This window comes from Streptomyces sp. NBC_01264, from assembly GCF_026340675.1.
Taxonomy (GTDB): Bacteria; Actinomycetota; Actinomycetes; order Streptomycetales; family Streptomycetaceae; genus Streptomyces.
Genome location: NZ_JAPEOX010000002.1, coordinates 2247816 through 2263423, shown reverse-complemented (window position 1 = coordinate 2263423; position 15608 = coordinate 2247816). Strand labels below are relative to the sequence as shown.

Annotated in this window: 4 protein-coding genes; all 4 read left to right on the top strand. The window is 72.8% G+C overall.

Features of this window, described 5'->3' with window-relative positions:
* Positions 1–7 precede the first annotated feature (7 nt).
* The 4 genes from OG435_RS43150 to OG435_RS43135 are packed head-to-tail and all read left to right on the top strand — an operon-like array spanning position 8 to position 15598.
* The gene (locus tag OG435_RS43150) at positions 8–1072 is read left to right on the top strand and encodes an iron-siderophore ABC transporter substrate-binding protein (RefSeq protein WP_266886032.1); all 1065 of its coding nucleotides are present in this window, start codon (positions 8–10) and stop codon (positions 1070–1072) included.
* A 2-nt stretch (positions 1073–1074) separates the two neighbouring features.
* Positions 1075–2862, top strand: coding sequence for an ABC transporter ATP-binding protein (locus OG435_RS43145; protein ID WP_266886030.1), 1788 nt, complete (start codon positions 1075–1077; stop codon positions 2860–2862).
* Positions 2863–2919: 57 nt separating this feature from the next.
* A complete protein-coding gene (locus OG435_RS43140; protein WP_266886028.1) occupies positions 2920–13908 on the top strand; it encodes a non-ribosomal peptide synthetase in 10989 nt (3662 codons plus the stop codon).
* Positions 13895–15598 carry an ABC transporter ATP-binding protein gene (locus OG435_RS43135; protein WP_266886026.1) on the top strand — a complete coding sequence of 568 codons (1704 nt, stop codon included), beginning with the start codon at positions 13895–13897 and terminating at the stop codon, positions 15596–15598. The genes OG435_RS43140 and OG435_RS43135 overlap by 14 nt, the downstream gene beginning before the upstream one ends.
* Positions 15599–15608 lie beyond the last annotated feature (10 nt).

Here is a 15608-nt window from a genome sequence, read left to right as displayed (position 1 = left end):
ATTCCGCATGCTCCTCGACCGAACGACACGTAACAAGCCCTGGCTGAAGCTGGCGGCGACCGTGTCCGCAGCGGCCCTCGGTGTAGGCGTCCTCGCCGGCTGCGGTTCCGACTCGGCCACCAACGGCAAGGACAAGAAGGACGACACCGCCAAGGCCCCGGCCGCCAACGGTGCGTTCCCCGTCTCCGTCGAGCACTTCTTCGGCACCACCGAGGTCAAGAAGGCCCCCCAGCGGGTCGTCACCGTCGGCTACACCGACGACCAGAACGTCCTCGCGTTCGGCATCAAGCCGGTCGGCATGGTCGACCAGTACCCGAACCCGGCCGGTCAGAGCCCCGACATCAACACCCAGTGGCCCTGGGTGAAGGACAAGTGGGGCGAGACCAAGCCCGAGGTCATCATGAACAACGGTGACGCCGGCCCCAACTTCGAGAAGATCGCGGCCCTGCGCCCCGACCTGATCATCGCGGTCTACTCCGAGGTCGACCAGGCCGCCTACGACAAGCTGTCGAAGATCGCCCCGACGGTCGGCCGCACCAAGACCGAGAAGGAGCCCTTCAGCGCTCCGTGGCAGGACAACGCCCTCCAGATCGCCAAGGCGGTCGGCAAGGAGACCGAGGGCAAGGCGATGGTCCAGGGCATCCAGGACAAGCTCGCCGCGGTCAAGACGGCGCACCCCGAGTTCGCCACGCAGACGGCCGTCGCGGTGTCCTGGTACAAGGACCAGGTCAACCCCTTCACCACCACCGACGTGCGCGGCCAGCTCCTGACCGGCATGGGCTTCAAGGGCCAGACCGAGCTCGACAAGATCTCGGACGGCAAGTTCTCCTTCCCGCTCTCCCCGGAGCGCATGAACCTCATCGACGTCGACCGCGTCTTCGTCATCAACGACAAGGCCGACACGGACGCGCTGAAGAAGTCCGAGCTCTTCGCCAACCTGAAGGTCACCAAGGCCAACAAGGTGTCCTACCTGCTGGACAGCGAGGGCCCGGCGGCCGGCGCGGCCATGTCCCAGGCCACCCTGCCCGCCCTGCCGTTCGCCATCGACGAGCTCGTCAAGTCGGTCGGCTAGGTGTGAGCACCACGGAGACTCGGGTCGCCCCGGCAACCCTGCGTACGACGACCGGACGTGAAGCGGCCCGATGGGTGGCGGCGAACTGCCGCACGATGCCCTGGCTGACGTCCGGCGCCGTACTCGGCACGGTCGCCGGGGCGGCTCTCCAGATGCTCCCGGTCCTCCTGCTCGGCCGGGTGGTCGACGCGGTGACCGGGGGCGAACCGCGTTCGGTCCTGATCACGATCGGGGCCTGGATGGTGGCCGCCGCGCTGCTCGGCGCGGCGGCCACCGCCTTGTCCGCCTACCTGATCGGGCGGCTCGGCGCCGACCTCCTCGCGGACCTGCGCGAAGGCGCGGTACGGGCCGTCCTGGGCATGCCCAGCGCCCGGGTCGAGCAGGTGGGCCGCGGAGACGTGCTCTCCCGGGTCGGCGACGACGTCGCCGTGCTGTCCAAGGGCATCCGCTCGGCCATCCCCACGGTGTTCTCCGCGGGGATCCTGGTGGCCATCGCCACGATCGGCATGTTCGGCCTCGACTGGCGGCTCGGCCTGGCCGGCGCCTGCGCGCTGCCGGCCTACGCGCTGGCCCTGCGCTGGTACCTGCCCCGCTCCGCCCCGCTCTACCGCAAGCGCGCGGTGGCCCAGGCCGAGCGGGCGCAGGCGCTGATCAGCGGCCTCAACGGCATCGAGACGGTCCGGGCGCACCGCCTGGAGGAGGCCTTCCGCGAGAAGGTCTCCGACGATTCGCGGCGGGTACGGGACCTCGGCATCGAGGTGTTCCACTTCTTCGGCCGGTTCGTCGGCCGGGAGAACCGCGCGGAGTTCATCGGGCTCACCCTGATCCTCGTGGTGGGCTACGCCCTGCTGGAGACCGGATCCGCGAGCCTCGGTGAAGTGGCGGCCGCGCCGCTGGTGTTCCACCGGCTGTTCACCCCGCTGGGCGCGATCATGTTCACCTTCGACGAGGCCCAGAAGTCGGGCGCGAGCCTGACCCGGCTCGTCGGGGTGCTGGCGGAGTCCACGCAGGACCGGCTGGTCGGGGACTCGACCGCCGCGCCGGCGGACCGGGAGTCGTACCCCGTGACGGTGAAGGGGCTGACGTTCCGTTACCCCGGGTCCGAGGAGCCGGTGCTGAGCGAGGTCAGCCTGACGATCCCGGCGGGCGGCTCGCTGGCCCTGGTGGGTGCGACGGGCGCCGGCAAGACGACCCTGGCCGCGCTCATCGCCGGCATCGGGACCCCGGAGGCCGGATCGGTGCGGATCGGCTCGACCGACCTCGCCGATCTGGACGAGGCCGCGGCGCGGGCGCTGGTGAGCATCCTGACCCAGGAGACGCACGTGTTCTCCGGGCCGCTCGCCGACGACCTGCGACTGGCCGCGCCGGAGGCGACCGACGCCGAACTGCTGGCCGCGCTGGGCACCGTAGGCGCGGCCGAGTGGGTCGAGGCGCTGCCCGAGGGCCTGCACACCGACGTCGGTGAGGGCGGTGCGCGGCTGGACGGCACGAAGGTCGCCCAGGTCGCCCTGGCCCGGCTGGTGCTGGGCCGGGCTCCCGTGGTGGTGCTCGACGAGTCCACCGCGGAGGCGGGCAGTGAGGGCGCCGCCGAGCTGGAGCGGGCCGTACTGGCCGCCTGCGCCGGGCGGACCACGCTGTTCGTGGCGCACCGGCTGACCCAGGCGGTGGCCGCCGACAGGATCGCCGTGCTGGATGCGGGACGCGTCGTGGAGCAGGGCACGCACGAGGAGTTGGTGGCCCTGGGCGGCCGCTACGCGCGACTCTGGCGGGCCTGGAGAGACGCTAGTTAGGTCACCCTAATTTAGGTTAGGCTGACCTGAGTACCTTGGAAGGGTGTTGAGTCTTCAATGATGGAACCGAGCGCTCGTCTCGTGCTGATCTCTCCTACGCGCCTGGCAGACGTGCGCCGGCGTACCGGCGGATACTCCGACCGGACCATCGCCGAGGCCTGCGCCATCGGACTGTCGTACTGGGCGACGGGCGAGAGCCCCGACGGAATCGACCTGGTCCCCGGCACGCTCTTCGCGGACGTCCTCGGGTGGGTCGACAACGGCGGTAGCGCGCCCGGCGGTTGGGAGACCGGCGAGGCCGCCCCGGACGGCTGGGCCATCGCGGTCCCCGCGAGCGTCCTGTCGGCCGGCGTCCCGCAGGCCGACGCCCAGCGCGCGCTGGACGACCTGGCGGACTTCCCCGACCGGCCCCTCGGCACCATCAGCCCGACCGGCGTGGCGGAGCGACTCGAGACCCTCGCCGAGTGGAACGACAACGCGGCGGACCGGGTCCGGCCGACCATCGTGGAGATGTTCCGCGAGCAGGCGCGCCTGCGGCCGGACGCGGTCGCCATCGTCGACGAACACCGCTCGCTGACCTACCGCCAGGCGGCGGAGCTGTCCGCGCAGCTGGCCCACCACCTGATCGGCCGGGGACTCGGCTCCGAGCAGGTCGTGGGCATCTCGCTGGGCCGCTCCGCCGACATGGTGATCGGCCTGCTCGGCGTGCTCCAGGCCGGCTGCGCGTTCGTCCCGCTCGACCCGCAGTGGCCCGCCGCGCGCCGCGCCGTCGTCATCGACGACGCGCGGGTGGTGCTGCAGCTGAGCGGCTCGGGCGAGCACGACCCCGCGGAACCGGCCGCCGCGGTGGTCGACCTCGACGACTGGCGCTACGCCGACCAGCCCACCGAGGGCACCGGGATCACCGCGCACGGCAACTCCCTGGCCTACGTGATCTTCACGTCCGGTTCCACCGGCCGCCCCAAGGGCGCGATGATCCGCCACGAGGCGATCAGCGAGCGCCTGCTGTGGCAGGTCGAGGAGATCCTGCACTTCGGCCACGACGACGCCTCGCTGTTCAAGGCGCCGCTGTCCTTCGACATATCCATCAACGAGATCTTCCTCCCGCTGGTCTGCGGCGGCCGCCTCGTCGTCCTGCGGCCCGGCGGCGAACGCGACCCGCACCACCTGCTCGCGGTCATCGCCGAGCACCGCGTCACCTTCACCTACCTCGTCTCCTCCATGCTGGACGTCCTGCTGGAGATCGCCGGCGACTCCGACCGCCTCGACAGCATGCGCCACGTGTGGTGCGGCGGCGAGGTGCTCACCCCCGAGCTGTACGAGCGCTACCGCACCCGGCTCGACATCCCCATGTACCACGGCTACGGCCCGGCCGAGACGACCATCGGCGTCTCCCACGTCATCTACCGCGGTGAGGCCGAACGCCTGTCGACCTCCATCGGCAAGGCCAACCCCAACACCCAGCTGTACGTCCTCGACGACGAGCTGCGCCCCGTCCCCGTCGGCGTCGGCGGCGAACTCTACGTCGGCGGCTTCCTCCTGGGCCGCGGCTACGTGAACGCACCCGGACTGACCGCGTCCCGGTTCGTGGCGAACCCCTTCGCCACCGACGGCTCGCGCCTCTACCGCACCGGCGACCTCGCCCGCTTCGCCCCCGACGGCTCCCTGGACTTCCTCGGCCGCGCCGACAACCAGATCAAGATCCGCGGCATGCGCCTCGAACTGGAGGACGTGGAGGTCGGCCTCGCGGAGCACCCCGCGGTACGGCACACCTGCGTCATCGCGAAGAAGAACAGCGCGGGCGGCACCTACCTGGTCGGCTACGTGATCCCGGCCGCCGGCCACGAGGAGCTGCGGGCCGACGAGGTCAAGGCCTGGGCCACCGAGCACATGGTCGAGTACATGGTGCCCGCCCACGTCGTCGTCATGACCGAGTTCCCGCTCACCGCGAACGGCAAGCTCGACCGGCGCGCGCTGCCCGAACCGGAAATCGTGACCGGCGCGTTCATCCGGCCCTCCACCGACGAGGAGCGCGCCGTGTGCGCGGCCGTCGCCTCGGTGCTGCGGCTGGAGGAAGTCGGCGTCGACCAGGACTTCTTCCAGCTCGGCGGAGACAGCATCCTGGCCATCTCACTGCTGAGCGCGCTGCGCGAAGCGGGCCTCTACGTCACCGCGGGACAGATCTTCGCCAACAGCGTCCTGGGCGCCCTGGCGGCCGTGGCCGGCCGCGAGGACCCGGCCGGGGTGGACCACGCCGACGTGGCGACCGGTCCCGTCGCGGGATCGCCCATCGTCCAGTGGCTCGGCCGGACCACGGACGCCGTCGACGGCTTCGTCCAGGCAGTCGTACTGAACACCCCGGCGGACCTCACCGCCGACGCCCTCGGCCCGATCCTCGACTCCCTCGTCGCCCGGCACGACATGCTGCGCGCCCGCCTCGTCCGCGGGGACCGCTGGAGCTTCGAGATACCTGAGGCCGACGGGATCGCGGCCGACTGGCAGGTGAGCGACGGGCCGCTCGACGCGTGCGTCGCCCTCGCCACCGAAGGACTCGACCCGGACAACGGCGTGATGCTGCGGGCCGTCTGGCGCCGCGAGGCCCGCCAGCTGGTCCTGGTCGCCCATCACGTGGTGGTCGACGGCGTGTCCTGGCGGGTCCTGATGGAGGACCTGGCCACCGCCTGGCGCCGGTTCTCCGCGGGCCAGGCCCTCGAACTGCCCGCGGTGGGCACCTCGTTCCGGCGCTGGACCCAGCTCCTGGAGAGCGCCGGGTTCGACGCGGACCGCGCCCACTACGAGCGTCCCCTGCCGGGGCCCGACGCGCCGCTGGGCCGGCGCGCCCCGTCCGAGACCGACACGGTCGAGCGGGAGCGGCACCGGATCTTCACCGTCGGCTCCGAGGCCACCGCCGCGCTGCTGGGCGAGATCCCCGCCAAGTTCCACGCGGGCGTCAACGACGTCCTGCTGACCGCGCTCGCCGTCACCCTCGCCCGCTGGCGCCGCGGCCGCGGCCAGGAGCAGACCTTCGCCCACATCGAGCTGGAGGGCCACGGACGCGAGAGCCGCCACGTGGCGGGCGCGACCGGCGTCGAGCCGGACCTGTCGCGGACCGTCGGCTGGTTCACCACGCTGTTCCCGGTGACCGTGGACCCCGGTACGACCGGCGACTTCAGCGACCCCCGGTACCTCGCCGCCGCGCTCAAGGCGGTCAAGGAGGACCTCGCCCGGGTCCCGGGCAACGGCGTCTCCTACGGCGCCCTGCGCTACCTGGCCGACGCCGCCTTCACGGCCCCCGCCCCCCAGGTCCTCTTCAACTACCTGGGCCGCTTCGACGCGGGCGCCTCGGGGGACTGGCAGCTCTCCGGCACCACCGGCCAGCTCGGCGAGAAGCGCGACCCGAAGATGCGCCTGCCGCGCGCCCTGGAGTTCAACGCGATCGCCGAACCCTCCGCCACCGGCGCCTACGAACTCGTCACCACCCTCTCCTGGCCCGACGGGATGTTCACCGACGAGGACATCGAGGCCATCGGCGGCTACTTCCAGGCGGCCCTCACCGCCCTGGCCGCGCTCGAGGAGGGCGGCCACTCGCCCAGCGACTTCCCGCTGGTGCGGCTGACCCAGGCCGGCGTCGACACCCTGGACGGCCCCGAGCTGCGCGCCGTCCTGCCCCTGACCCCGCTCCAGGAAGGCCTGTACTTCCACTCGGTCTTCGACGACGACTCCGCGGGCAGCTACGTCGAACAGCAGCTGCTGACGCTGGAGGGCGAGCTCGACCCCGCCCGCCTCGCGGCCGCGACCACCCGGCTGCTCACCCTGTACCCGAACCTGGCCGCGCGGTTCACGGCCCTCGCCGACGGCCGCGTCGTCTCCGTCCTGGAGAGCGGCGCCGAGGCGTCCTTCACCACCCTGGAGCGGCCCGGCATCACCGACGCCGAACTCCACGAACTCGCGGAGCGCGACCGGCGTGCCGGATTCGACCTGGCCACCGGCCCGCTGATGCGGTTCACGCTGGTCCGCGACCCGGAATCCGGCCGCGACGTCCTCGTGCAGACCGTCCACCACATCATCGCCGACGGCTGGTCCGTGCCCCCGATGCTGCGCGCGCTGCTCGCCGAGTACCACGCGCCGGGCAGCACCTACCCGCTGAGCGGCTTCCCCGACTACGTCGGCTGGCTCGCCGGACGCGACGCCGACGAGAGCGACCGCGTGTGGGGCGCCGAACTCGCCGAACTGCCCGGCCCCTCGCTGGTGGCCAGGGAGCACACCCCGTCCGACCGGTTCGCCGACACCTCCGTCGAGCCCGGACTGGACGTCGACTCCGCCGCCCGTACCGCCGGCGTACCCCTCAGCGTGGCCGTGCACAGCGCCTGGGCCGTCACCGTGGGCGGGATCCTGCACTGTGCCGACGTGGTCTTCGGCTCCACGGTCTCCGGCCGCGACGCCGACGTGCCCGGCATCGAGGACATGGTCGGCCTGTTCATCAACACCGTCCCGCTGCGCGCACGGTGGAACGAAGCCACCACGGCGCGCGAACTGCTCGCCTCGGTGCGCGAGCACCAGGGCGCGGTCCTGCCGCACCAGCACGTCTCGCTGGCACGGATCGGCCGGCTGGCCGGCGTCGGCTCCCTCTTCGACACCCTCGTCGTGTTCGACGTCGCCACCGACGTGGCCGCCCTGCGCCGCACCGGCGACACCCTCTCCGTCACCGGCCTCGTCAACGAGGGCGCCCCGCACTACCCGCTGACCCTGGTCGTGGAGCGGGCCCTCGACGGACGCCCGCGCTTCAACCTGATCTACGACGGCGAACTGCTCCGCGAGAGCAGCGCCCGGGACATCCTGAACCGGTTCGAGCACACCCTCACCGGCCTGCTCACCCGGCCGGACGCCCCCGTCGGCGACCTGGCGCCGGAGGGCGCCAGGACCCCCGCACGGATCACCCCGACCACCCTCGGCGCACTCTTCGACGCCGCGGCGCGGCGGGACCCGGCGGCCACCGCCGTCACCCAGTGCGCGCTCGACGGCGCCACCCGGTCGCTGACCTACGGCGAACTCGCCGCCGCGAAGGACGAGCTGGCCGCCGCCCTGCGCGCGGCCGGGGTCGGACCCGGCCGGCGCGTGGCCGTGGCCGTCCCGCGCACCATCGAGCAGGTCGTCGCCCTGGTCGCGATCGTCAGCGCGGGCGGCGCCTACGTGCCGCTCGACATGGCGTACCCCGACGACCGGCTGGAGTACGTCCTCGGCGACGCCGCCCCGCAGGCCGTCCTCGTCGACCCCGCCCAGCGCGAGCGCTTCACCGCCCTGCTGGAGCGGGCGGGAGTCGCCGCCCGGGTCCTCGTACAGGGCGACGAACTGCCGCGGGAGGCCGCCGGGACGGCGGACGCCACGGCGGCCGCCACGGCGGACGAGGTCAGCTGGAACGACCCCGCCTACGTGATCTACACCTCCGGCTCCACCGGCAGGCCCAAGGGCGTCGTCGTCCCGCACTCCAGCGTGGTGGCGCTGCTCGCCAACACCCAGCCGGACATGGACTTCGGCCCCGACGACGTCTGGGTCCAGTTCCACTCCTACTCCTTCGACTTCGCCGTCTGGGAGCTGTGGGGCGCCCTGGCGCACGGCGGCGAGCTGCTCGTGCCCGACTACGGGCTGACCCGTTCCCCCGTCGACTTCCACCGGCTGGTCCGCGAGCGCGGGGTGACCGTGCTGAACCAGACGCCCTCGGCCTTCTACCAGTTCGTCGAGGCCGACCGGCACGCCGGGCAGCCGCTCCCCACACTGCGCCGCGTCATCTTCGGCGGCGAGGCGCTCGATCTCGGACGCCTGCGCGGCTGGGTCGAGCGGCACGGCGCCGCCTCGCCCGAGCTCGTCAACATGTACGGGATCACCGAGACCACCGTCCACGTGACCCACCGGGTGCTGACCGACGGGGACTTCGCCCACGGCGGCGACGTCAGCCCCATCGGCGGACCCATCCCGGGCCTGGTCACCTACCTGCTCGACGACCGGCTGAAGCCGGTGCCGCCGGGTCAGGTGGGCGCCATCTACGTGGCCGGCGACCAGGTGTCCCTCGGCTACCTCGGGCGGCCGGGCCTCACCGCGGGCCGGTTCGTGGCCAACCCGTTCGCGAACGACGGCTCCCGGATGTACCACACCGGCGACCTGGCCGTCCGTACCCTCGACGGGGAGCTGGAGTTCACCGGCCGCGCCGACGACCAGGTCCAGCTCAAGGGCTTCCGCATCGAGCTCGGCGAGGTCGAGTCCGCGCTGCGGGAGCTCGACGGAGTGGTCGACGTGGCCGTCACCGTGGCCGGCAGCGGCGACCACCTGGTCGCGCACGTCGTGGGCCGGGTGCCCGGCGACCTGTCCGCCCTCCTCACCGAGAAGCTGCCCGTGCACATGGTGCCGGGCCGGATCCTGCCGGTGGACGCCCTGCCGCTGACCGTCAACGGCAAGCTGGACCGCAAGGCCCTGATCGCGCGGGCCGCGCAGGAAGACCCCCAGGAAGCCGTCGGTTCGGCCATCGCCACGGCCGCCGCCGATTCCGTACTGGCCTCCCTGGTCGGCATCTTCGCCGACACCCTGGCGCACCCGGACGCCGACGCCGACACCGACTTCTTCGGCGCGGGCGGCGACAGCATCGTGGCCATCACCGTGGTCAACCGGGCCAGGGCGCTCGGCCTGCCGATCGCACCCCGCGACGTGTTCCTCCTGAAGACGCCGCGCGCGCTCGCCGAGCTCATGGGCACACGTGCGCCGCAGAGCTCCGCCGCCGCCGCGGCCCCCGCGCGCCGCGAGGACGGCCCGCTGGCGCCCACGCCGATCATCCTGCGCCAGCGCGAACTGGGCGGCTCCCTCGCCCGGTTCGCCCAGGCCCGGACCTTGGACGTCCCCGAAGGCACCGCCTTCGCCGACGTCGAGCGCGCCGCGAACGCCGTACTGGCCGCCCATCCGGCCCTGCGGATGCGGCTGCACACCGAGCACGGCGCGTGGACCCTGCGCACCGAACCCGCCCGCGCGGCCACCGTCCTGCGTGCGGACACGGCCGACGCCACGGCCGCCGCGAACGAGGCCGCCGGACGGCTCGACCCCGAAACCGGGGAGATCGCCGCCTTCACCTGGCTCGCGGCCACCGGCACCCTGGTGGTCACCGTGCACCACTTCGCGGTCGACGCGGTCTCCTGGCTGATCCTCGTGGACGACCTGGCCGCCGCCCTGCGCGGGGAGACCCTCGCACCGGCGACCACCTCCTACGCCGAGTACGCCGACGCGCTGACCCTGCGCTCCACCGCCGGCGCCGACGACCTCGGGCACTGGGTGGACACCCTCCGGGCACCCGCGCTGCTGCCCGCGTCCGGCGCGCTGCGCGACACCACCGTCGTCCTCGGCCCCGAGGCCGCCGACCTGGTGACGCGCGCCGCCCCCGCCGCGCTCGGCGTCGCCCTCACCGAGCTGCTGTGCGGCGCCCTGCGCACCGCACTGACCCGGATCCAGCCCGCGCCGACCGATCTGGCGATCGAGATGGAGCGGCACGGCCGGGTGTCCGTACTGGAGCACCACGACTACACCCGTACGGTCGGCTGGTTCACCGCCATCGCGCCCGTCCGGCTCACCGCGCACACCGACCCGGTCGCGGCGGCCCGCGAGGTCGCGGCGCGCCAGCCGGACGAGTCCGGGCACCTCGCCTACGGACGGCTGCGCTACCTCAACCCGCAGACGGCCCCGCTGCTGACCGCCCGCCCGCAGGTGCTCTTCAACTACCTCGGCCGGGGCAGCGAGTCCCAGGCCCTGCACATCACCGGCGGCGACCAGGGCAGCCCCTACGCGGTCGAGGTCAACGCCTGGACCGACGCGGCCACCGGCAGCCTGCACGCGACCTTCACCCTCGCCGAGGAGATCCCCGACGAGATCACCGCGCACTGGCTGCACGCCCTGGAAACCCTCGCGGAAGCCTCCGTGGCGGCCGAGCGCACGGCCCCGGTCACCGCCCTCCAGCGCGGCCTGTTCTTCCAGGCCCAGCTGGCGGGAACGGCCGGCCACTACGTCGCGCAGAGCTACTTCGCCCTCGACCACCGCCTCGACACCGACGCACTGACCGAGGCCATGGCCGTGGTCATGGCCCGCCACCCCGTCGTCGGCGCCGGCTTCGCCACCGACGACGACGGGAACCCGGTCCAGGTCCTCAAGGCGGGCCGCCGGGTCGGCGTCCACACGGTCGAGCTGTCGACCGAGGAGGAAGTCGAAGCCCTGCGCGTCCGGGACCGGGGCACCGGCTTCGACCCGGCCGAGCCGCCGCTGGTCCGGCTGACCGTGATCCGGCTGCCCGACGGCCGCGACGGCCTGCTCCTCAGCTACCACCTGCTGCTGTGGGACGGCTGGTCCCGCGCGATCGTGCTCCGCGACCTGTTCGAGGCCTACCGGGCCCTGCTCGCCGGCGAGCAGCCGGACGCGGCCCCGGCCGTACCGGCCTTCGAGGACCACGCCCGATCGCTCGCCGCCAAGGACCCGGCGCTCTCGGAGCGGTTCTGGGCCGGGCACCTGACCGGGCTCGCCGGCCCGACGCTGCTCGCCGGACCCGCGCCGACCCTCTCGGAGGACCTGCCGCCCGCGCTCCTGCACACCCTGACCGCCGAACAGTCGCAGCTGCTGCGGGAGACGGCCAGGGCGCACGGAGTCACCCTGAACTCCGTCCTCACCGGCGCGTTCGGCCTCCTCCTGGGCGCCCACACCGGCCGCAGCGACGCCGTGTTCGGCGTGACCGTCTCCGGCCGCGAGGGCGAGGGCCTGTCCGACATCGTCGGCGTGCTGCTCAACACCGTGCCGATGTGGACGCGGGCCAGGCCCGCGGTTCCGGTCGGCCAGTACCTGGCGTCCGTACAGGCCGCCCGGGTCGAGGCCATGGAGCACGAGCACCTGGGGCTCGGCGAGATCCAGCGGGCCAGCGGCCACGACACGCTCTTCGACAACCTGTTCGTGCTCCAGAACTTCCTGGACCTGGACGGGCTCGCGGAGATGAACGCCCGCCACGGCATCACCGAGGTGAAGTCGGACGACTCCACCCACTACCCGTTCACCTGGGTCGTCACCCCCGGCGACCGGCTCACGGTCAAGCTGGAGCACCGCCACGGCGACTCCGCGAGCGCCCGCCGTCTCCTCGACGACTACGTCGGCGTGCTCCAGGACCTGGCCCGGTCCACGGGTCCGGTGGGCGCCCTGCCCGGCCTCGGGCCGGTGCCCGCGCCGGCCGACCGTACGGACATCGGCACCGACACGGTGATCGACCGCTTCGACCGGGCGGCCGACAGCGCCCCCGAGCGGGTCGCGCTCGTCGCGCACGGCCGGAGCATGACCTTCGCCGAACTCCGTGACCGCAGCCGCCTGCTGGCGGGCGTGCTCGCCGGGCGCGGCATCGGCCCGGAGAAGACCGTGGGCCTGGCGATCCCGCGCACGCTCGACTGGATCGTCGCGCTGTTCGCCGTACTGCGCACGGGAGCCGCGTACGTACCGCTGGAGCTGGACCACCCGGACGAGCGGATCGCGACGATCGTCGCGGACGCCCGGCCCGAGGTGATCCTCACCGTCAGCGCCGTCTCGCCCCGGCTGACCGGCGGCCCGGTCGAGCCCGGCGACCTGATCGAGCTGGACCGGCCCCTTCCCGGGGCAGAGCCGCTCGTGACGTTCGCACCGGAGGACCCGGACCGGCTGCGGCACCCCGCGTACACGATCTACACCTCCGGTTCCACGGGCAAGCCCAAGGGCGTGGTGACCGAGTACGCCGGACTCACCAACATGCTGATCAACCACCAGCGCCGCATCTTCGCGCCGGTGCTGGCCGAGCACGGCAACCGGATCTTCAAGATCGCGCACACCGTGTCCTTCGCCTTCGACATGTCGTGGGAGGAGCTCCTGTGGCTCGCCGACGGCCACGAGGTGCACATCTGCGACGAGGAACTGCGCCGCGACGCACCCGCCCTGGTCGACTACTGCCGTGAGCACGGGATCGACGTCATCAACGTGACCCCGACCTACGCGCAGCAGCTGGCGGCCGAAGGCCTGCTCGACAACCCGGACCGGCGCCCCGCGCTGGTGCTCCTGGGCGGCGAGGCGGTCACCCCGACCCTGTGGCAGCGGCTCGCCGAGACCGAGGGGACCGTCGGGTACAACCTGTACGGACCCACGGAGTACACCATCAACACCCTGGGCGTCGGCACCTTCGAGTGCCAGGACCCGGTGGTGGGCGTGGCCATCGACAACACCGAGGTGTTCGTCCTGGACCCGTGGCTGCGGCCGCTTCCGGACGGCGTTCCCGGTGAGCTCTACGTCTCCGGCATCGGCATCGCCCGCGGGTACCTGGGTCAGGCGGCCCAGACCGCGCACCGGTTCGTCGCCTCGCCGTTCGGCGCGCCCGGCGAGCGCATGTACCGCACCGGCGACCTGGTGGTCCGCCGGCCGGACGGGAACCTGATGTACCTCGGCCGCACCGACCAGCAGGTCAAGATCCGCGGCCACCGCGTCGAGCTGGGAGAGGTGGAGGCCGCGTTCGCCGCGCACCCGGCGGTACGGTTCACGGCCGCCGTCGCCCAGCCCGACCCGCAGGTCGACGGCGCCTACCGGCTGGCCGCGTACCTCGTGCTGGCGGACGGCTCCGACCTGGCGGCGGTCGCCGCCGAGGCGGGCACCGGACTGCCGGACTACATGCGCCCGACGCACTACGCCCAGGTCGACGCCATCCCGCTCACGGTGAACGGGAAGGCCGACACCAAGGCCCTGCCGGAGCCCAAGCCGCTGGGTGCGCTGACCACTTCGGGCGAGCGCGGCCCGCAGACCGAGACCGAGGTCCTGGTCTGCGAGTTCTTCGCCGAAGCCCTGGACCTGGACGACGACGAGGTGAGCGCCGTGAGCGATTTCGTCTCCCTCGGCGGACACTCCATGCTGGCCGTACGCCTGGTCGGACTCCTGCGCCGTGAATTCGGCCCGACGATCACCATCCGTGACCTGCTCACCCTGCGAACCCCCGAAGCGATTGCCGGGCACATCGATGACAACTCCTGACCCCCACGGATCCCGCCGCGCGGGATCCGACATCCTCCGGACCGCGGTACGGCGCAACGCCGGCGCCATGGTCTGGGGCACCGTCCTCATGGGCCTGTACCAGGCCGGCGAGACGGCCTTCCCGATCGCGCTCGGCCTGATCGTCGACCACACGATGCGCGGGCGGAGCCTGACGGCGCTCGTCCTCTCGATCGCCGCACTGGCCGTGATCATCACGACCGTGTCGCTGTCGTGGCGGTTCGGGATGCGCATCCTGCAGAAGGCCAACACCACCGAGGCCCACCGCTGGAGGGTGCGGGTCGCGTCCTGCGGCCTCCAGCCGGTGGCCCGGGACGTGGACCTCAAGTCCGGCGAAGTGCTCACCATCGCCACCGAGGACGCCGACCAGACTGCCGACATCGTCGAGGTCGTGCCGATGCTGATCAGCTCCTCGGTCGCGGTGCTGGTCGCGGCGGTCGCGCTGAGCCTGGCGGACCTGCGGCTCGGCCTGCTGGTCATGATCGGAACGGCGCTGATCCTGTCGACCCTCAGCGTGATGTCGAAGCGGATCGGCAGCAGCACCCAGGAGCAGCAGGCCCGGGTGGCGCGGGCGGGTGCGAAGGTCGCCGACCTGATCACCGGCCTGCGCCCGCTGCACGGCTTCGGCGGCAACCAGGCGGCCTTCCGGTCCTACCGGAAGGTCAGCACGGAGGCCAAGGAGCAGGCGATCACGGTCGCCAAGGTGAACGGCGCCTACACGGGCACCGCGCTGGCCCTGAACTCGACCCTCGCCGCCGCGGTGACCCTGACCGCCGGCTGGCTGGCCTTCGACGGGCAGATCAGCATCGGTGAGCTCGTCATGGCCGTGGGCCTGGCGCAGTTCATCATGGAGCCGCTCCGGCTGTTCTCGGACATGCCCAAGTACGTGATGATGGCCCGCGCTTCGGCGGAGCGGATGGCCCTGGTGCTGTCCGCCCCGCCGGTGGCGGCCCCGGGGACGGCCCGCCCGGCACCCGGCGGGGACCTGGAGATCGACTGCGTCCGGTACGAGTCCCTGCAGGGCCTGAAGTTCCGTGTCCCGGCGGGCCAGTTCACGGCGATCGCGGTGTACCAGCCGCGGGCGGCGGCCGAGCTCGCCTCGATCCTGGCCGTGAACGTGCCGCCGGCCGCGTACGGCGGAGTGGTGCGGCTCGGCGGGCAGGACCTCGCGGACCTGTCGGTCGAGGCGGTCCGCGAGCTCATGCTGGTCAACCCGTACGACGGGGAGATCTTCGCGGGAACCCTCCGTACGAACATCGACCCGTCGGGCACCAGCCGGACGGTGGGCGAGGCCGTCGAGGCGTCCATGCTGACCGATGTCGTCGCCCTGCACCGCGAGGGACTCGACTACGAGGTGCGCGACCGCGGTTCCAACCTCTCCGGCGGGCAGCGCCAGCGGCTCTCGCTGGCCCGGGCGCTGGCCGCGGACTCCGACGTGCTGGTGCTGCGCGACCCGACCACGGCGGTGGACGCGGTCACCGAGCAGCTCGTCGCGCGCAGGATCGCGGAGCTGCGGCGGGGCCGCACCACCGTGGTCATCACCAGCAGCCCGGCCCTGCTGGACGCCGCCGACCGGGTCCTGGTCCTGGACGACGGGGTGGTCGCGGCCGAGGGCACGCACCGGCACTTGCTGGCGAGCGACCCGGCCTACTGCTCGGCGGTCACGCGCTGAGTCCGTGAGC